Origin of the sequence: Corallococcus terminator, assembly GCF_049194865.1 — a bacterium.
GTDB classification, from domain to species: Bacteria; Myxococcota; Myxococcia; order Myxococcales; family Myxococcaceae; genus Myxococcus; species Myxococcus terminator_A.
The window spans coordinates 19,012-39,798 of sequence record NZ_JBLZWL010000116.1; the positions used below are offsets into that span (position 1 = coordinate 19,012).

The following is a 20,787-nucleotide window of genomic DNA, read 5'->3' on the forward strand; positions in this document are numbered from 1 at the left end:
CCCATGCTCTCCCTCATCCAACTCGCCCTGCGCAACCTCTTCGCCCACCGCGAGCGCGCGCTCCTGCTGCTGGGCATCGCCGCCGCGGCCAGCGGCGTCATCGTCTCCGTGTCGTCGCTGTCGGCCGGAGTGGCCGCGGCTCAGCGCGAGGCCATCACCACGTTCATCAGTGGCGACCTGAATGTCGGTGGCTTCTTCAAGGTGCACCCGGACTCCATCGCGCCGGTGGTGGGCGACGCGGCGAAGGTGCGAAGCGTGCTGGCGACGAACGTCCCGGCGGGCTGCTCCGTGCGCGAGCGTGGCCGCAGCTTCGCGCTGGCGGGCGCGGGTCGTCGACGCACGGGCTCCTTCCTGGTGGGCATGGACGTCGTGAGCGAGCGCGGTGCGATGGAACGCTTCCGCGTGACGTCCGGCAGCCTGGAGTCGCTGACCCGGCCGCGCACCCTGGCCATCTCCACCACGCTGGCCGAGCGCCTCCAGGTGAAGCTGGGCGACCTCGCCACCCTCTTCGCGCAGCCGGTGGGCGGTGGTCGCCGCAACGCGCTGGACGTGGAGGTGGTGGCCATCACCGAGAAGGCGGGCCTCTTGGGTGAGTCCGCGGGCCTGCTCGTCTCCAACGACACGCTGCGCGAGCTGGACGGCTACAAGCCGGGCTCCGCGGGCGTGTTGCAGTTGGTGTGCGGTGACACGCCGGTGGACGTGGACGCGCTGGGCGTCACCCTGCGCGAGTCGCTGCGCGGCGCGGGCTTCGACGTGCTCCCCGCCGCGAACGAGTCCTACGCGGAGAAGCAGATGCCCCTCTTGCGCGAGGGCTGGCGCGGGCAGCGGCTGGACGTCAGCACGTGGGAGGACGAGTCCTCCTTCCTGTCCTTCGTCACCCTGGGCCTGGCGGCGCTGGCGGTGCTGGTGAGCGCGGTGGTGCTGGTGCTGGTGGTGATAGGGCTGTTCGTCGCGCTCAGCGTCGCGGTGCGGGAGCGCACGCGGGAGATTGGCACGCTGCGCGCCATGGGCATGCATCGCCGGAGCGTGGTGGCCCTGTTCCTCATGGAGGGAGTGCTGTTGGGGCTGGTGGGCTCGACGCTGGGGGCCTTGTTCGCCTCGAGCCTGTGTGTGGCGCTGCGCGGCGCGGTGCCGCTGCAGGGTGAGATTTCCAACCTGTTCTTCAGTGGCACGCTGCCCCTGGCGCCCAGCCTGGGCCTGGGCCTGCTGTCGGTGGTGCTCGTCACCGTCGGCGCGGGGCTTGCCACCATCGTTCCGGCGGCGCGTGCCGCTTCGCTGACCCCGCGGTCCGCCATGGAGTCCCTGTGATGCTCACGTCTGTCCGCCGTGTCGCCGTCCTGCTCGCCGTCGTGCTCGCCCCTCTGGCCGGGGCCGAGGAGAAGACCCCGAAGCCGGCGGAGACGAAGGCCGCCCTGTCCGCCGAGGACGTGATTCGTCGGGTGGACGAGCGCATGGCGCTCAAGAGCGACTTCAAGAGCACGGTGCGCCTGCGTGAGAAGCGCAAGGACGGCACGGAGGCGCTCCTGGAGATGTTGGTGTTCCGCCGCGACTCCTCGCGTGACCTGCTCATCTACATCACCAAGCCGCGCAACATGGCGGGTGGCGGATACCTGCGCATCGGCCGCAACCTGTGGGAGTACGACCCGTCCGTGGGCCACTGGCAGCGCACCACATCGCGGGGCAACATCGTCAACACCATCTCCTGCGAGGAGGACTTCGACCGCTCGCACCTGCTGGAGACCTACGAGGTGCAGGACGAGGGCGAGGAGGCGGCGGCGGGCACGAAGTTCCGCAAGCTGCTCCTCAAGGTGCGGCCGGGCATGGAGGCGTCCTTCCCGCAGCTGCGCATCTGGGTGGACCCCGACTTCAACATCGTCAAGCGCGTGGGCTACGCGCCCTCGGGCCGCACCCTGCGCACCGACATCATTCGCGGCTACCAGAAAATCAAGGACCCGGCCGCGGACAACCGGCCGGTGTACCTGATGCGCGAGGTGCTCGAGGTGGAAGAGGCCGAGGGCACCCAGCTCACCGTGCGCTACGACGAGGTGGAGCTGGCGCCGCTCAGCCCCAACATCTTCACGAAGACCTGGTTGGAAGGCCGCTTCCGCTGAGGAGCTGTTCCGCCAGGAGGTCCACTTCTGGCGGGTGAAGCACCGTGGCGTGTTCGCCCTCCAGCTCCACGACGTCCAGGTGCTCGGCGGGGAGGTGGCGCGTCCAACCCAGGAGCGCGTCACCCACCTGCTGACGCAGGGCCCGGCTGGTGAGCAGGCGCGGACGCACCCGAGTCAGGGGGATGCTCCACGCGCGGGCCTGCGGCGTCAGCACCTCGCCCAGCACGCGCCAGATGCGAGCGAAGTCGCTGCCCCGGAAGTGCGGCGCCGCCGTGCCGCGCTCGCGGGCGCGCCAGGCCACGTGCTCCCACTGCTGGGGCCGGGGCATCGTGGACAGCTCCTGCTCCAGCGCCTCGTCCCGCACGCCGAACTCACTGGCCAGCACGAGCACCGGGTCCTCGCTGGAGGACGGCGCCACGGCCTGGATGGCCTCGGCCGTGGCGGTGTCCACCATGCCGAGCAGCTCCACCGTCTCACCCTGGGCCTCCAGCGCGGCGGCGACACCGAGGGCGGGATAGCCGCCGTAGGAGAAGCCCACCAGACGGTAGGGTCCGTGAGGCTGGAGGGCGCGGATGTCCCGGGTGTACGCCTCCACGCGAGCTTCCATCGTCGCGTGGCCGTGGCCCGACGCCAGCGTCTCCGGGGCCTGGATGCCGTAGCAGCGGAAGTGTGGCTCCAGCCGGGGTGCCAGGTCGCGGTAGTGGTGCACCTCGCCGTCGCCCGCGTGGAAGAGGAACAGGAGCGGCGCGTTCTCCGGCACGTGGGGACTCGCCAGCCGCACCGCGCTGGTGCGCCGGGGGCCTTCGCGCATCAGCGCGAGGATGGCTTCGGCCGACTCGCCCAGGGTAGGGCTCTGGAAGAGGGTGGCCAGCGGCAACGGCAGGCCCAGCTCCTCCTCCAGCCGCGCCAGGAGGCGCATGGCCAGGATGGAGTCGCCGCCCAGCGCGAAGAAGTCGTCGCTGGCCTGCACGTCGGTGCGTCCCAGCGCCTCCTTCCACAGCCGTTGCAGCACCATCTCCAGCGTGGTGCGGAAGGGCGTCTCCAGCTTCGAGTCGGAGGAGGACTCGGAAGGCTCCGGAGCCACCATCGCGTCCGGGTCCGGCAGCGCCTTCCGGTCGACCTTGCCGTTGGCGTTGATGGGCAGCGCGTCCATCACCACGAAGCTGGCGGGCACCATGTAGCCGGGGAGCTGGGAGGCGACGTGCTGCCTGAACACGTCGGACCGCGTGACGCCGGGCGCCTGGATATAGGCGCACAGCGACGTCGTGCCCGCGGAGGACACCCGCGCGACGACGACAGCTTCCTGCACCTGGGGCTGGCGTCGCAGGCAGTTTTCAATCTCAGACAGCTCGATGCGGAAGCCGCGAATCTTCACCTGGTGGTCGGCGCGGCCGAGGAAGCGCAGGCGTCCATCCGGCAGCAGTCGGGCCAGGTCACCCGTGTGGTACATGCGCGCGCCGGGCGTGGCCGAGAACGGGTCCGGCAGGAAGCGCTCGGAGGTGAGGTGTGGCGCGAGCAGGTAGCCGCGCGACAGCGCCGCCCCGCCGATGTACACGCGGCCGGGCAGGCCCGGAGGCACCGGCTCCAGGTGCTCGTCCAGCAGGTAGAAGCACACGCGCGGCATGGGCCGGCCGATGGGGAACGTGGCCGCCGTGCCCAGTCCCTCCTCACCGGGGATGTCGCAGGTGGCGGACGTAATGGTGCACTCGGTGGGGCCGTAGACGTTGACCCACGGCGCGTGTCCGCCGCCCACGCGCACCCAGGCCTCGAACGTCTCCTTCTTGAGGACGTCACCGCCCGGAGCGAGCAGCTTCAATCGCGCGGGCACGCGCTGGCCGAGCGCCTCCATCTGCCGAATCCACTCCTCGATGTACGTGGGCGGCAGGCTGATGATGGTGATGCCCGTCTCCTCCAGATACGGCGTCATCGTGTGCGCGGGGACGAGCCCGCTGCGCATCACCACCGTGCCACCCACGGCCAGGGGCGGGTACAGGTCCTCGGCGGCTGCATCGAAGGTGAGCGGCGCGAACTGGAGCATCCGGTCGCCCGCCACCAGCCGGAAGCGCTTGGCGATGGCGACGTTGTGGTTCACCACGGAGCGGTGCTCCACCATGACGCCCTTGGGCTCGCCCGTGGAGCCGGAGGTGAAGACGATGTACGCCGTCTGCGAGTCGAGGACGCGACGCGGCCCGGGCTCCAGGTCATCCGTCACGGACGCGGGCTGGGGCGGAATCTCCACCTCCGCGACGAGCGGCACGTGGGCCGCCAGCACGTTCTCATCCACCCACAGCCGGCGCACCTCGGCGCGCTCCAGCACGTCGCGCTTGCGAGGCTCCGGCCAGTCCGCGTCCAGCGGCACGTACGAGCCGCCCGCCTTGAGGATGCCGAGCAGCACCGCCATGGCCTGCGTGGACGGCTCCATCACCACGCCCACGCGCTCCTCGGGCACCAGTCCCCGCGCGAGCAGGCGCGAGGCCAGCAGGTTGGCGCGGGCGTTGAGCTGGGCATAGCTCCAGGTGACGTCACCGTGCGCGACGGCGGGCGCGTGCGGCGTGCGGCGCACCTGGGCCTCGAAGAGGGTGTGGATGCAGGTGCCCGGCGCGATGTCCTGCGAGGGGCCCGCCAGCGCGGCGAGCACGTCCACGCGCTGGGCCGGTGACAGCATGGACAGCCGGGGCAGCGACACGTCCGGCTCGCGCAGGGCGGAGGCGGCCAGCTGCTCGAAGGCGCGAGCGAAGCGCTCTCCGGTCTCCGGCGTGAAGAGGGCACCGTCCAGGGCGACGAAGCCCGACAGCGCGCCCGCATCGCCGAGGGTGACGCTCACCACCACGTCATACGCGGGGATGACACCGTCGACGTCCAGCTCCGCCACGGACAGGCCCTCCAGCTCGGGCAGGCCGGGACGCTCCGCCTGGAGCAGCGCCTGCGCGAGTCGGGGCGCGGAGCGGTCTCCATCCGGCTGCACCGTGTCCGCGATGCGCTTGAAGGGCACTTCCTGGTGCGTGGTGGCGTGGGCCACGACGTCCCGCACGCGGGCGAGCAGTCCTCGCAGCGACGGCGCGCCAGACACGTCCGTGCAGAGCGGGAGCACGTTGGCGAAGTAGCCCAGCAGCTTCTCCACCTGGGGCGTGGCCCGGCCGGAGAACGGCGTGGCGACGACGACGTGGGCCTGTCCGCTGAGCCGGTGCAGCCACGCCTGCGTCAGCGCGAGCAGGACGCTGAAGGAGGAGACGCCCTCGCTTCGGGCGAGCGAGCGGATGGCGTCCGAGTGCTCCACCGAAAGGGACACCGCCACGGCGCGCATGTTGTCGTTGAGCGCGGGAGCGCGGCGCGGGAAGTCCAGCGGGAGGTCCAGCAGCGGCGGCGCGTTCGCCAGGGCCTGCTTCCAAGACGCCAGCCCGTCTTCGAGTCGCCGCAGTTGTTCCGGCTGTCGCTGCCAGACGGCGTAGTCGGTGTACTGGAGTTCCAGCGGCGCCAGCGCCACGGCGCGTCCGTGGACCGCGGCGTTCCAGGCGGTCGCCAGCTCCTCCGCGAAGGTGCCCAGGCCCACGCCGTCATTCACGGTGTGGCTGAAGGCGAGCACCACGGCGTGGCGCGTGCCCGCCGCGTCCAGCTTCAGCAGCTCGAAGCGATACAGGGGGCCGTGCTCCAGGTCGAAGTGCTCGCGGTCCAGCCGCACCACGGCCTCGCGTGCGGTCTCCAGGGCGTGCACGGCGGACAGGTGCGAGAGGTCCACACGCGTGAGGACCGTGGCGCGCGAGGGCTGGACGCGGACGCGCAGCGCATCGCCGTGCTGGAAGAACGTGGAGCGCAGCGTCTCGTTGCGCTCCACCACGGCCGCGAGGGACTCCTCGAACCGGTCCGCGTCCAGCGCGCCTTCCAGCAGCAGGCCGAGCGTGAGGACATACGGCGGCGCCTGGGGAAGCTGGAGGGCGTACCAGAGCCGCTCCTGGACGAGCGACGGAGGCAGTATCTCCGGCCGGGGGACGACGGTGGGGCCTTCCTGTGACGTGCGAGGCGCCGCGTCGATGAGCGCCGCCACCGAGGTGACGGTGGGGTGTGCGAAGAACGCGGACAGCGGCAGCTCCACGCCGAAGGTCTGGCGCAGTCGGGCCACGACTCGCGTCGCGGACAGGGAGTGGCCGCCGAGTTCGAAGAAGTTCCCGCCGCGGGAGATGGGCTCCACGCCCAGGGCATCCTGGAAGACGCGCGCCACCTGTTGCTCGGTGGCTCCGCGAGGCGCGTCGTCACCCAGCGCGGGCAGTTCCTGTCGGGGCAGCGGCTGCTGGGACAGGGCCTTGCGGTCCACCTTGCGCGACGACGTGAGCGGCAACGCCTCCACGGACACGAAGACGGAGGGAATCAGGTGCTCGGGCAGCCGCTGTCGCAGCCAGGCCCGGAGGGGCTCGGTGGCGAACGCGCCGGAGTCGGTGGAGACGATGAACGCCACCAGTCGCGTGCCGCCTCCCACGTCCTCGCGAGGCACCACGGCGACCTCGCGCACTCCAGGATGGAGCGCGAGCACGGCCTCGATTTCGCCGGGCTCCACGCGCACGCCGCGCACCTTGAGCTGCGTGTCCAGGCGTCCCAGGTATTCGAGCTGCCCGTCCGCGAGCCAGCGCACCCGGTCTCCGGTGCGGTAGAGCCGCTCGCCCGGCGTCAGCGCGAAGGGATGGGGGATGAAGCGCTCGGCGGTCAGGTCCGGACGCTCCAGGTAGCCTCGGGCGAGGCCGACACCGCCGATGTACAGCTCTCCCGGCACGCCCGGGGGCAGCGGCTCCAGGCGCTCGTCGAGCACGAAGAGGTGGGTGTTGGGCCAGGGCGTGCCCACCGTGACGCGAGTCCTCGCGTCCATCGTAGCGCCCGAGGGACGACCCAACCCGGGCCGAGGCGTGACGGTGGCGGCCACGGTGACTTCGGTGGGGCCATACGAGTTGAGCAGCGCGCGGCCCGGGGCCCAGCGGCGGACGACCTCGGCGGACAGCGGCTCACCGCCGGAGACGATGACCTGGAGCGCTTCGAGTCCCACGGGTTCGAGCTGCGCGAGCACCGTCGGGGTGAGGGCGCAGTCGGTGATGCGTTGCTCGCGCAGCAGCGTGCGCAGCGGCAGGTCGGGCAGCAGTCGCTCGCGGGGCGCGAGCACCAGCGTGGCGCCGGAGAGCAGCGTGGAGAAGATCTCCCACACCGAGCCATCGAACGTCGTGGAGGCGAACTGGAGGACTCGACGGCCAGGCTGCAGGCCGTGGGCGTCGAGCGCGGCGAGGGCGGTGTTGCACAAGCCCCGGTGCGTGAGCAGCACGCCCTTGGGCCTGCCCGTGGAGCCCGAGGTGAAGATGACGTACGCGAGCGAGGCCGCGTCCGCGAGGAACGGCAGCCCCTCCACGGGCTTGCGAGAAATCTCCGCCGCGTCGGTGTCGACGTACGCGGACATGATGGCGACGCTGGAGAACAAGTCCCCCAGCGCCTCACGCGTCACCAGCACGCGGGCCCCTGAGTCCACGAGGAGCTGCGCGAGCCGCTCCGGCGGGTGCGCGGGGTCCAACGGCACGTAGGCGCCACCGGCCTTCAGCACGGCGAGCATGGACACGATGAGGTCGGGCGAGCGCTCCAGGCAGAGGGCGACGCGCTCCTCGGGCTCCACGCCCAGCTCCCGCAGGAAGTGGGCGAGCTGGGTGGAGCGCTCGTGCAGCTCCCGGTACGACAGCGTCTGGTCCTCGAAGCAGAGGGCCACCGCGTCGGGCGTGCGGGCGGCTTGCTCGGAGAAACGGCGGACGACGGTGTCGTGTCCGTCGAGAGCGCGCGCGGAGTCGTTGAAGTCGACGAGCACTTGCTGACGCCCGGCCTCGGTGAGCAGCGGCAGCCGGCCGATGGGCGTCTCGGGCGCGAGCAGCGCGGCGCCGAGCAGGCTCACATAGTGCTCCACCATCCGCTCCGCGCTTCCTGCCTCGAACAGCGCGGTGGGGTACTCCAGGTAGAAGCCGAAGTGGTCGCCGTCGGCCTCGGCGGTGAGCATCAGGTCGAAGAGGCTGGCGGCCACGCCGAGTTGCACCGGACGCGTCTTCAGTCCGGTGAACGCATCCGCGAGCGTGCGCGGGCTGGGGCTCAGCTCGAACATCGCCTGGACCAGGGGCGCGTGGGAGAGGCTGCGCTCCACCTGGAGGACGTCCACCACGCGCTCGAAGGGCACTTCCTGGTGGGCGAACGCCTCCAGCGCCGTGGTCTTCGCCTGCTTCAGCAGGGTGAGGAAGGACGCGTCGGGGTCCACCTGGGTGCGCAGCGCGACGGTGTTGATGAACAGGCCGACCAACGGCTCCACGGCGGGATGGACGCGGCCGGACACGGGCGTGCCCACGCTCAGGTCCTGCTGGCCGGTGTACCGGTGGAGCAGGGCGGTGAAGGCCGCATACAGCGCCATGAACGGAGTGACCTGCTGCTCGCGGCACAGCGTGCCCAGGGCCTCGATGAGCGGCGCTGGCAGCGGGTGGTGTCGCGTGAAGGCGCCCTCGTGACTGCGCCCGGGGTGCCGAGGCACATCCGTGGGCAGCTCCAGCACGGTGGGCGCACCGTCCAGCTTGCGCCGCCAGTACTCCAGGTGGACGTCCTGTCGCGCGAGCATGGCCGGCGTGCGCTGCCAGGCTGCGGCGTCCGCGAAGTCGAGCGCGAGGGATGGCAGGGTCGGCGCGCGGTTCTGGACGGAGGCGGCGTAGGCCTCCGCCAGCTCACGCAGCAAGGTGTCCAGGGACAGGCCATCCACCACGATGTGGTGGAACACCAGCAGCAGGACGTGGTGGTCCGGTCCGAGCAGGAACAGGTGGAAGCGATAGAGCGGGCCCGTGTCCAGGCGGAACGGACGCTCTGATTCCTCCTTCAGCCGTCGGGTCAGCGCGACTTCGTCACCACCGGCTTCCGGTGAGAGGTCCTCCCGGTCGAGTACGCGCGGAGGCGCGGGCTGGAGGCTCAGTCGCGGACCGCCCTCGGCGGGGAGGAAGGTGGAGCGCAGCGCGGTGTGTCGCTCCAGCAGGAAGAACAGCGCGGACTCCAGCGCCTCCGCGTCCAGCGGGCCGTGCAGCTCCGTGGCCTCCGGAACGGAGAAGGACGCGGAGTCGGGCTGGAGCTGCTGGAGGAACCACATGCGCTCCTGCGAGAACGACGGCACGGCGAGCGTGTCGTCAGGGCGGTGGGTGGGCTCGGGCAGCGGCAGGGTGCTGCTCGGGGACAGCTCCGAGAGCGCCCGGGCGATTCCCGCGACCGTGGGCGACAGGAAGAGGGCCTTGAGGGGCAGCTCCTGGCCCAGGGCCTGACGGATTCGAGACACCAGTCGTGTGGCGCTCAGCGAGTGGCCACCCAGCGCGAAGAAGTCCGCGTCACGCGACACGTTCTCCACACCCAGGAGCTGCTGGAAGAAGCTCGCCAGCAGTTGTTCCAGCGGGCCTTGCGGCGGCGCGCCGTCGGCTCCGCTCGTGGGCTCGACGTCCGGGAGCGGAAGCTGGGCGAGGGCCCGTCGGTCCACCTTGCCGGAGGGCGTCAGCGGCAGCGCAGCCAGCACGACGAAGGCCGAGGGCACCATCGCCTCGGGGAGCACCGCCTTGAGCGCGGCGCGCGGTGACGCGGCCTCTTCCGTGAGTCCCTCGCGAGCGACCACGTAGGCGATGAGGCGCGCGTCGCCAGGGGACGTCACGCGGGCCAGGACGACGGCGTCACGCACGGCGGGCAGGCGCCGCAGGGCGAGTTCGATCTCCTCCAGCTCGATGCGCTGTCCGCGCACCTTCACCTGGAAGTCGGTGCGGCCCAGGTACTCCAGCGCGCCGTCATTGCGCCAGCGGGCCAGGTCGCCCGTGCGATAGAGGGTGGCGCCGGGCGTGTCGCTGAACGCATCAGGGATGAAGCGCTCGGCGGTGAGCTCCGGACGGCGCCAGTAGCCACGGCCCACCTGGGCGCCGCCGATGAACAGCTCACCCTGCACACCCACGGGGACGGGGTGCCCCGCCGAGTCCAGGACGAGCAGGTGCGTATTCGCCACCGGATGACCGATGGGGGTGCTGGAGCGCGCGTCGCCTCGGCGGCAGTGCCAGTGCGTCACCTCCACCGCTGCTTCGGTGGGGCCGTAGAGGTTGTGGACCTCCGTGGTGGGGAGTCGCTCGTGGGCGCGTCGCACCAGCTCCGAGGACAGGGCCTCGCCACTGCAGACCAGTCGGCGCAGATCCGTCAGGGCCTCCAGGCCGGGCTCCTCCAGGAAGGCGCCGAGCATGGACGGAACGAAGTGCGCGACGGTGATGCGCTCGTCGGACAGGAGCCGCGCGAGGTAGGCGGGCTCGCGGTGTCCCCCGGGCCGCGCCAGCACCAGCCGCGCGCCGACGGTGAGGGGCCAGAAGAGCTCCCAGACGGAGACGTCGAAGCTGGTGGGCGTCTTCTGCAGCACGCTCTCACCGGGCGCGAGCGCGTGGACCTGATGCATCCACGACAGGCGATTGACGACGGCGCGGTGCGCGTTCATCGCCCCCTTGGGGCGGCCGGTGCTGCCGGACGTGAAGATGACGTACGCGAGGGCGTCCGGATGCGGCCTGCTCGCGACGCGTGTGCTCGGAAGTCGGGCGAGTCGGGGTGCCTCGGTGTCGAGCAGGACGGTGTGCCCGGCATGCGGCGGCAGGTGAGGCGCGAGGGCCTGGGTCGTGAGGACGACGGGCGCGCCACCATCCGCGAGCATTCCCGCGAGTCGCTCGGGAGGAAGCTCCGGGTCCAGGGGCATGTAGGCCGCGCCGGACTTGAGGATGCCGAGCAGCGCGACGACGAGGTCCAGCGAGCGCTCCAGGCACACGCCGATGAGCACCTCCGGACCGGCACCGAGAGACTGGAGATGCCACGCGAGCTGATTGGCGCGGGTCTCCAGCGCACCGTAGGTGAGGTGCTGTCCATCGAAGGTCAGCGCGTGCAGCTCGGGCGTGCGCGCGGACTGGTCCTCGATGAGCGACACGAGCGTGGCGCGGGTGTCGAAGGTCTCGCGGGTGTCGTTGAAGTCGCGGAGCACCTGTCGGCGCTCGTGGGTGTCGAGGAGCGAGAGGTGCTCGACCTGACGGCTCGGAGTGGTCAGCGCCTCTTCGAGCAGGTGGACGTAGTGGGACAGCAGCCGCTCGATGGTGGGGGCCTCGAAGAGGTCGGTGCTGTACTGGAAGGACAGCTCGTGGCCCTGGTCGCTCTCGGAGACTGTGAGGGCCAGCTCGAAGAGGGTGTTCTTCCCGTCGACGACGATGGGGCGACTCTGGAGGCCCGGGAAGGCGTCGGCCAGCGTGTTCTCCGCGCGGTCCCAGAAGAAGCCCACCTGGAACAAGGGCGAGTGGCCCAGGCTGCGCTCGACGTGGAGCGCATCGACGATGCGCTCGAAGGGCGCGTCCTGGTGCGTGAAGGCCTCCAGCGCGGTGGTCCGTGTCTGCGCGAGCAGCTCGGTGAAGCTCGTGTCGGGGGCGAAGCGAGTGCGCAGGACGACGGTGTTGGTGAAGAGTCCGACGACGTCTTCCAGCGCGGGGTGCGGACGACCGGAGACGGGCGTACCCACGGACACGTCGTCCTGTCCGGAGTGCCGATGCAGCAACGCGGCGAGCGCCGCGCTCAGGACCATGAAGGGCGTGACGTGGTGCTCGCGGCACACGCGGGTGAGCGCCTGCTCCAGCGAGGGAGACATCCGGTGGAAGCGGCTCAAGGCCCCCGCATCACCGAGGACTGGAGGACGGGGCTTGTCGGTGGGCAGGGACAGCGACGCGGGCGCACCCGCGAGCTGGTGCTTCCAGTAATCGAGGTGGATGTCCTCGCGTTCCCGGACCGAGGGCGCGTGCTGCCACGCGGCCACGTCGGCGTAGTCGAGCGAGGGGCGGGGTAGCGCGGGAGCCTGCTGCTGACCGAGGGCCGCGTAGGCCTGGGACAGCTCGCGCAGGAGGATGTCGATGCTGAGCCCGTCCACGACGAGGTGGTGCAGCACGAGCAGGAGGACATGGTGCTCGGGCGCGAGGCGGAACAGGCGGAAGCGATAGAGCGGCCCCTGCTCCAGTGACATGGGGCGAGTCGCTTCTTCGCGCAGCCGCTGGTGGAGCAAGGGACTGTCGCCATCCGACGCGGGCAGCTCTTCGACGTGGAGCAGCTCCACGGGAATGGAGCCCCGTCGAGGAACCGGTCGTCCGTCCTCAGCGACGAGCGTGGTCCGCAGCACCGGGTGGCGCTCCAGGAGCAACCGCAGCGCGGAATCGAGCGCCAGCACATCCAGTGCGCCGCGCAGCTCCACGGCCTCGGGGATGTTGTAGGCGCGCAGCTCCGGCTGGAGCTGGTGGAGGAACCAGAGGCGCTCCTGAGCGAAGGAGGCGCGAGGAGGGAGTGAGGAAGGAGAGGGGTTGGGGAGAGGAAGAGAAGGAGCGTGGTGCTGGGCGAGTGAGGCGGCGAGCCCGGCGACGGAAGGAGAAGCGAAGAGGGCGGCGAGAGGAAGCTCGACGCCGAAGGCGAGACGGATGCGAGAGACGAGACGGGTGGCGGAGAGGGAGTGGCCGCCGAGGGAGAAGAAGTCAGCGTCGCGAGGGACGACGGAGAGGGAGAGGACGTCGGCGAAGAGTTGGGAGAGGAGGGCCTCTGCCTGGCCACGAGGAGCGGAGTCGGAAGAGGACTCAGCTGCGACAGCGGAGGAGATGTCGAAGGAGGAGAGGGCCGTCCTGTCGACCTTGCCGCTGGTGGTGAAGGGGAGAGAGGGGAGGGAGAGGAAGCGAGAGGGGACGAGGGCTTCTGGGAGAGAGGAAGCCAGCGCGTCGCGAAGAGAGGAGAGAGAGGGGGCGGAGTCGTCGAGGACGAGGAAGGCGACGAGGAAGGTGTCGCGGGAGGGGCGGAAGGGAAGGACAGCGGCCTGACGGACGCCGTGGAGGCGAAGGAGTGCGGCTTCGATTTCTTCGACTTCGACGCGGACGCCGCGGAGTTTGAGCTGGAAGTCGGAGCGGCCGAGGAAGGAGAGGGAGCCGTCGTCATTCCAGCGGGCCCTGTCGCCAGTGTCGTAGAGGCGAGAGCCGGGGGAGGAAGAGAAGGCGTCGGGGATGAAGCGCTGGGCGGTGAGGTGAGGAAGGGAGTGGTAGCCGCGGGCGAGGCAGATGCCGCCGATGAAGAGGTTGCCGGGGACGCCAGGGGGGAGGGGCTGGAGGGAGTCGTCGAGGACGTAGAGGCGGCAGCGAGGAAGAGGGCGGCCGAGGCGTACGGGACGGTGGGGGAGGGAGATTTCGGCGGCGACGTTGATGCTGGCTTCAGTGGGCCCGTAGGTGTTGACGAGGCGGGTGGAAGTCAGGGCGAGAGACTGGACGAGAGAGTCAGGGAGGACTTCGCCGCCGGTGACGAGGACGGAGAGGGAGCGGAAGGCGTCGAAGGCACCGGGCTCCTCGAGAGCGGTGGCGAGGGAGGAGGGGGTGATGACGACGTGGGAGACGCGGTGGCGGAGGATGTCGCCGGAGAGGCCGAGAGGGCCGACGTCGCGGAGGATGACGCGAGCACCCCGGGAGAGGCTGAAGAGAATCTCCTCCTGGTGGATGTCGAAGGAGAGGCTGCCGGAGGCGGCCCAGGTGTGGCCGGGGGCGGTGGAGTAGAGGGAGTCGAAGGCGTCGAAGCAGTGGACGACGTTCTGCTGGGTGGAGAGGACGCCCTTGGGCAGGCCGGTGGAGCCCGAGGTGTAGAGGATGTACGCTAGGTTGTCCGGATGCGCGCGCAGAGGCTCGGCCAGCGCGGCATGTGGCTGCTGCGCGGCGCCCGGCTCGATGATCACAATCCCAAGCTGCGTGCCCTCGAACAGTGAAGGCGAGGAGATGACGAGGCAGGCACGGGACTGCTGAAGCAGCAGTGCGCGGCGTGCCGGCGGATGCGACGGCTCCAGTGGGAGGCACGTCGCGCCCGCGAGGTGGACGGCGAGCAGCGAGACGACAGCCTCGGAGGACCGCTCGACGCAGACGCCGACGACAGCTTCGGGACGGATCCCGAGCGCGGCGAGATGGAACGCGAGGCGCGACGCGCGCGCGTGAAGCTGCGCGAAGGTGAGCGTGGCATCCGGAGCGACGAGCGCGACAGCGTCGGGAGTGCGAGTGAAAGCGGCTTCAAGAATAGAAGCGACAGTGCCGTCTGAGTCGAAGGCACGGTCGGTGGCGTTGAAGTCGAGGAGGACGCGTCGTCGCTCGTCGGCGTCGAGGAGCGAAAGCTCGGAGAGAGGGAGCTGGGGAGCGGAGAGGGTCTGCTCCAACAGGAGGATGAAGTGAGACAGCATCCGCTCGACGGAGGCGTGCTCGAACAGGTCCGTGCGGAACTGGAAGTAGAGCTGGAGGGAAGAGTCAGGCAGCTCGGTGGCGGTGAGCGCGAGGTCGAGCTGGCTGGTGCCGTTGTCGACGAAGACCTGCTGAGAGGACAGGCCGGAGAAGGCGAGCGGCGAGTCGATACGGCGCAGGTCGAACATCACCTGGAACAGCGGCGCGTGGCTCAGGCTGCGCTCGACGTGGAGTGCATCGACGACCCGCTCGAAGGGCACATCCTGGTGGCTGAAGGCGTCGAGCGACGTGCTCCGGACCTGGGCCAGCAGCGCGGCGAAGGTCATCCCCGCCGGGACATGGGTACGCAGGACCAGCGTGTTGAGGAAGAGGCCGACGACATCTTCGGTCGCGGCGAGGGTGCGGCCAGAGACCGGCGTGCCGATGCACAGCTCCCGCTCACCGGAGTAGCGGTGGAGCAGGGTGGCGAAGACGGCATAGAGCGCCATGAACGGCGTCACCTGATGCTGTCGGCACAGGGCCTCCAGGCGCAGGCGGACTTCCCGGGGCAGGACGTGGTGACGTGAGAAGCCGCCCCGGTCCGTGAGGACAGGGGGACGCGGCTTGTCGGTGGGAAGCGCGAGCAACGCTGGGACTTCGGCGAGCTGCTGCTTCCAGTAGTCGAGGTGGACATCCTCGCGAGCGCGAACCTCGGGCGTGCGCTGCCACGCGGAGACATCCGCGTAGGACAGGAGCGGAGTGGGCAGCACCGGAGACCGCTTCTGACTCAGCTCCGAGTATCCCTGTGCCAGCTCCACCAGGAGTCGATCCATGGACAGGCCGTCCACGACGATGTGGTGGATGACCATCAACAGCACATGCTGGTCGACGGCGAGCCTGAACAGGCGGAAGCGATAGAGCGGCCCGTGCTCCAGTGAGAACGGGCGAGCGCTCTCTTCCTCCAGGCGCCGAGTGAGCAACGCACGCAACGACTCTTCACCCCGAGCACCCGTCCGCAAGTCTTCCACGTCGAGCACGCGCGCGGACACGGGCTGGAACTCCATCCGAGGCTGCCCCTCCGACGAGCCGAAGACGACGCGAAGGGACGAGTGCCGCTCCGGCAACAGCCGCAGCGCGGCTGCCAGTGCCTCGGTGTCCAGCGCGCCCGTCAGCTCGAGCGCTTCCGGAATCACATACGCGGCGGAGTCCGGCTGGAGCTGGTGGAGGAACCAGAGGCGCTCCTGAGCGAAGGAGGCGCGAGGAGGGAGTGAGGAAGGAGAGGGGTTGGGGAGAGGAAGAGAAGGAGCGTGGTGCTGGGCGAGTGAGGCGGCGAGCCCGGCGACGGAAGGAGAAGCGAAGAGGGCGGCGAGAGGAAGCTCGACGCCGAAGGCGAGACGGATGCGAGAGACGAGACGGGTGGCGGAGAGGGAGTGGCCGCCGAGGGAGAAGAAGTCAGCGTCGCGAGGGACGACGGAGAGGGAGAGGACGTCAGCGAAGAGTTGGGAGAGGAGGGCCTCTGCCTGGCCACGAGGAGCGGAGTCGGAAGAGGACTCGGCTGCGACAGCGGAGGAGATGTCGAATGAGGAGAGGGCCGTCCTGTCGACCTTGCCGCTGGTGGTGAAGGGAAGGGAAGGGAGGGAGAGGAAGCGAGAGGGGACGAGGGCTTCTGGGAGAGAGGAAGCCAGCGCGTCGCGAAGAGAGGGGAGAGAAGGTGCGGAGTCGTCGAGGACGAGGAAGGCGACGAGGAAGGTGTCGCGGGAGGGGCGGAAGGGGAGGACAGCGGCCTGACGGACGCCGTGGAGGCGAAGGAGTGCGGCTTCGATTTCTTCGACTTCGACGCGGACGCCGCGGAGTTTGAGCTGGAAGTCGGAGCGGCCGAGGAAGGAGAGGGAGCCGTCGTCATTCCAGCGGGCCCTGTCGCCAGTGTCGTAGAGGCGAGAGCCGGGGGAGGAAGAGAAGGCGTCGGGGATGAAGCGCTGGGCGGTGAGGTGAGGAAGGGAGTGGTAGCCGCGGGCGAGGCAGATGCCGCCGATGAAGAGGTTGCCGGGGACGCCCGGGGGGAGGGGCTGGAGGGAGTCGTCGAGGACGTAGAGGCGGCAGCGAGGAAGAGGGCGGCCGAGGCGTACGGGACGGTGGGGGAGGGAGATTTCGGCGGCGACGTTGATGCTGGCTTCAGTGGGCCCGTAGGTGTTGACGAGGCGGGTGGAAGTCAGCGCGAGGGATTGGACGAGAGAGTCAGGGAGGACTTCGCCGCCGGTGACGAGGACGGAGAGGGAGCGGAAGGCGTCGAAGGCACCGGGCTCCTCGAGAGCGGTGGCGAGGGAGGAGGGGGTGATGACGACGTGGGAGACGCGGTGGCGGAGGATGTCGCCAGAGAGGCCGAGAGGGCCGACGTCGCGGAGGATGACGCGAGCACCGCGAGAGAGGCTGAAGAGAATCTCCTCCTGGTGGATGTCGAAGGAGAGGCTGCCGGAGGCGGCCCAGGTGTGGCCGGGGGCGGTGGAGTAGAGGGAGTCGAAGGCGTCGAAGCAGTGGACGACGTTCTGCTGGGTGGAGAGGACGCCCTTGGGCAGGCCGGTGGAGCCCGAGGTGTAGAGGATGTACGCTAGGTTGTCCGGATGCGCGCGTGAGGGCCGCGCGAGCGCCGCATCGGGTCGCAGGGCATCCTGAGGTTGCACGAGCACCGCGTCGATCTGAACGCCCTCAAACAGCGAAGGCGTGGAGACGACGAGGGATGCACGGGACTGCTGAAGCAGCAGCGCTCGGCGCGCAGGCGGATGCGCTGGCTCCAGCGGAAGGCATGCGGCGCCGGTGAGGTGGACGGCGAGCAGCGAGACGACGGCCTCGGAGGAGCGCTCGACGCAGACGCCGACGACGGCCTCGGGACGAGCCCCCAACGCGGCGAGGTGGGATGCGAGCCGCGAGGCCCGCGCGTGAAGCTGCGCGAAGGTGAGCGTGGCGTCGGGGGCCACCAGCGCGACGGCGTCAGGGGTGCGAGCGAAAGCGGCTTCAAGAAGCGAAGCGACAGTGCCGTCGGAGTCGAAAGCCCGGTCGGTGGCGTTGAAGTCGAGGAGGACGCGTCGTCGCTCGTCGGCGTCGAGGAGCGAGAGCTCGGAGAGAGGGAGCTGGGGCGCGGCGAGGGCCTGCTCCAGCAAGAGGACGAAGTGGGACAGCATCCGCTCGACGGAGGCGTGCTCGAACAGGTCCGTGCGGAACTGGAAGAAGAGCTGGAGGGAGGAGTCAGGCAGCTCGGTGGCGGTGAGCGCGAGGTCGAGCTGGCTGGTGCCGTTGTCGACGAAGACGTGCTGGGAGGCCAGGCCGGAGAAGGAGAGAGGCGAGTCGACGCGGCGCAGGTCGAACATCACCTGGAACAGCGGCGCATGACTCAGGCTGCGCTCGACGTGGAGCGCATCGACGACCCGCTCGAAGGGCGCGTGCTGGTGGCTGAACGTCTCCAGTGACGTCGCCCAGACGTGCGCCAGCAGCATGGAGAAGGGCGCGGCTGGCAACAGGTGGGTGCGCAGTACGACTGTGTTGATGAAGAGCCCGACGATGTCCTCGGTGGACTCGTGGCTGCGGCCGGAGACCGGCGTGCCGATGCACAGCTCCTGCTCACCGGAGTAGCGGTGGAGCAGGGTGGCGAAGACGGCATAGAGCGCCATGAACGGCGTCACCTGGTGATGCCGGCACAGGGCTTCCAGGCGCTGGCGGACCTCGCGAGGCAGCACGTGGCGACGCGAGTACGCGCCCCGGTCGGAGAGGACAGGCGGACGAGGCTTGTCGGTGGGGAGCATGAGCATCGCCGGTGCACCGGCGAGCTGTCGCTTCCAGTAGTCGAGGTGGATGTCCTCACGCGCGCGCACTTCGGGCGTGCGCTGCCACGCGGAGACATCCGCGTAGGTCATGGCCACGGGAGTCAGCACGGGCTCACGGCCGTCCTGGAGGGCGGAGTACGTCCGCGCCAGCTCATTCAGGAGGATGCCCATGGACAGGCCATCCACCACCAGGTGGTGAAGCACCAGGAGCAACACGTGCTGCTCGGGGCCGGCGCGGAACAAGCGGAACCGGTACAGCGGCCCGTCTTCCAACGAGAGCGGGCGCGCGGCTTCTTCACTCAGTCGACGCTGGAGCACTGCCTCCGGTGTCCCCGCCTCGCGCGGGAGCCGTGACAAATCTTCCACCGTGAGCACGGGCTCGCGCACCGCGTGGGTGCGCAGGCGCGGGCTGCCCTCGACGGGCGTGAAGGTGACGCGGAGCGCAGCATGGCGCTCCACCATCCGGCGCAGCGTGGCCTCCATCGCGGGCACGCTCAGCACGCCCCGGAACTCCAGCGCGTCGACGACGAGGTACGCCGCCGAGTCGGGCTGAAGCTGCTGGAGGAACCACAGCCGCTCCTGCGCCAGGGACGGCATCGGGACGGCGTCGACGGGAAGCTGCGTGGGGCCCGCCAGGGGCGCTCCGAGCGACGCGGCCTTGGGCCCCAGTGCGCGCGCCAGGGAGGCCACGGTGGCGTGGGAGAACAGCGCGCTCAGCGGCAGCTCCACCCCTACCGCGTGCTGCACGCGCGCCAGCAGTCGCGCCGCGCTCAACGAGTGTCCACCCAGCTCGAAGAAGTCGCTGTCCCGCCCCACCTTCTCCACACCCAGCATCTGCTGGAACAGGCCCGCGAGCAGCATCTCCAGCTCCCCGCGAGGCTCGCCTCCGGGGAGGGCGCCCGACGCATCACCGCGCTCGAGCGGCATCACCCCCAGCGCCCGCCGGTCCACCTTCCCCGAGGTCGTCAGGGGCAAATGGGAGAGCGTCATGAGGACGGAAGGCACCAGGTGCTCGGGGAGCTGCTGGCGCAACCACGCACGCAGGGCCGTGTTGACGCGGGCCGCATCCAGGCTCCCGTCCGGGACGATGAAGGCCACCAGCGACAGCTCTCCCGCCGTCACCTCGCGCGCGAGCACCGCGACTTCGCGGACCTCGGGGTGGCGCGCGAGCAGGGCTTCGACTTCACCCGGCTCCACGCGCATGCCTCGCACCTTCACCTGGGAGTCGGCGCGGCCCAGGTATTCGAGCTCTCCGTCCGTCGTCCACCGCGCCAGGTCTCCCGTGCGGTACAGTCGCGCGCCTGGGGTGTGGCTGAAGGGATGGGGCAGGAAGCGCTCCGCCGTCAGGTCCGGACGGCCCAGGTAGCCACGGGCCACGCCCACGCCGCCGACATACAGCTCTCCGGCCACTCCGGGGGGCAGCGGCTCCAGCGCTTCGTCCAGTACGTAGAGCCGCGTGTTGGGCCACGGCGTGCCCAGGGTGATGGCGCCCGGTACCACCGCGTGCGGAGTGATGGCGGCACAGACGGTGACCTCCGTCGGGCCGTAGGCGTTGAGCATCCGACGCCCCTCGCCCCAGCGCTCGGCCACGGCGATGGGCAGGGCCTCGCCCGCGGAGATGACGGTGCGCAACCCCTCCAGTCCCTCGGTCTCCAGCTGCGCGAGCACGGACGGCGTGAGGGTGACGGCGGTGACGGCGCGCTCACGCAGCAGCGAACGCAGCGGCGCGTCGGGGAGCAGCCGCTCCTGGGGCGCGAGCACCAGCGTCGCGCCCGCGAGCAGCGTGGCGAAGACCTCGCACACGGAGGCATCGAAGGTCATCGACGCGAACTGGAGCACCCGGTCCTCTGGCCGGAAGCCATGCGCCTGGACCGCGGCCAAGGCCGTATTGCGCAGGCCCGCGTGCGGCACCAGGACACCCTTGGGGCGCCCCGTGGAGCCGGACGTATAGATGACGTACGCGAGGTGCTCCGGCGTGGCCACCGCGTCCAGCCGCCCCACGGGCAGGTGCGCATACGCCGGCTGGGGGCCCTCCAGCTCCACCAGCATCTCGCCCCGCAGCGGCAGCTCGTCCATCACCCGCTGATGCGCGAGCACCACCGGCGCACCGCTGTCGGAGAGCATGAAGCCCTGGCGCTCGGGGGGATGCGCCGGGTCCAACGGAACGAACGCGCCTCCCGCCTTGAGGATGCCCAGCATCCCCACCACCTGCTCCACCGAGCGCTCCGCGCACAGCGCCACGCGCGTCTCCGGCCCCACGCTCAGCGAGCGAAGGTGACGCGCGAGCCGGTTGGCGCGCTCATCCAGCTCCCGGTACGTCAGCCGCGTGCCCTCGAAGTCGAGCGCCGTCGCGTCGGGCGCACGGTCCACCTGCTGCTCGAAGCAGGCCACCACCGTGTCGCCGCCCTCGAACTCCCGCTCGGAGGTGTTGAAGGTGAAGAGCACCCGCTGGCGCTCCTCGTCGGAGAGGACGGGGCGCGGTCCGGGCTCGCGCGCGGGAGCGTGCTCGAGCAGTGGGGCTCCGGGCGCGGCGACGGAGTCGACAGGGGGAACCTTCCGTCCTTGCTGGCTGGGGGAGGCCGGGGCGGAATCGTCGGGAGCTGTCATGGGGGGTAG

The 20,787-nt window shown here is 70.4% G+C and carries 3 protein-coding genes; 2 read left to right on the forward strand and 1 reads right to left on the reverse strand.

What is annotated here, in order from left to right; all coding sequences use genetic code 11:
- Positions 1 to 3: 3 nt before the first annotated feature.
- A complete protein-coding gene (locus tag ACN469_RS34585) occupies positions 4 to 1,308 on the forward strand; it encodes an ABC transporter permease (RefSeq protein WP_498775076.1) in 1,305 nt (434 codons plus the stop codon).
- A complete protein-coding gene (locus tag ACN469_RS34590; protein WP_498775078.1) occupies positions 1,308 to 2,111 on the forward strand; it encodes an outer membrane lipoprotein-sorting protein in 804 nt (267 codons plus the stop codon). Before ACN469_RS34585 ends, ACN469_RS34590 begins: the two co-directional genes overlap by 1 nt.
- Here the strand turns inward: ACN469_RS34590 and ACN469_RS34595 are convergent.
- A complete protein-coding gene (locus tag ACN469_RS34595) occupies positions 2,077 to 20,778 on the reverse strand; it encodes a non-ribosomal peptide synthetase (RefSeq protein ID WP_498775080.1) in 18,702 nt (6,233 codons plus the stop codon). The two genes, ACN469_RS34590 and ACN469_RS34595, sit on opposite strands and share 35 nt — an antisense overlap.
- Positions 20,779 to 20,787 lie beyond the last annotated feature (9 nt).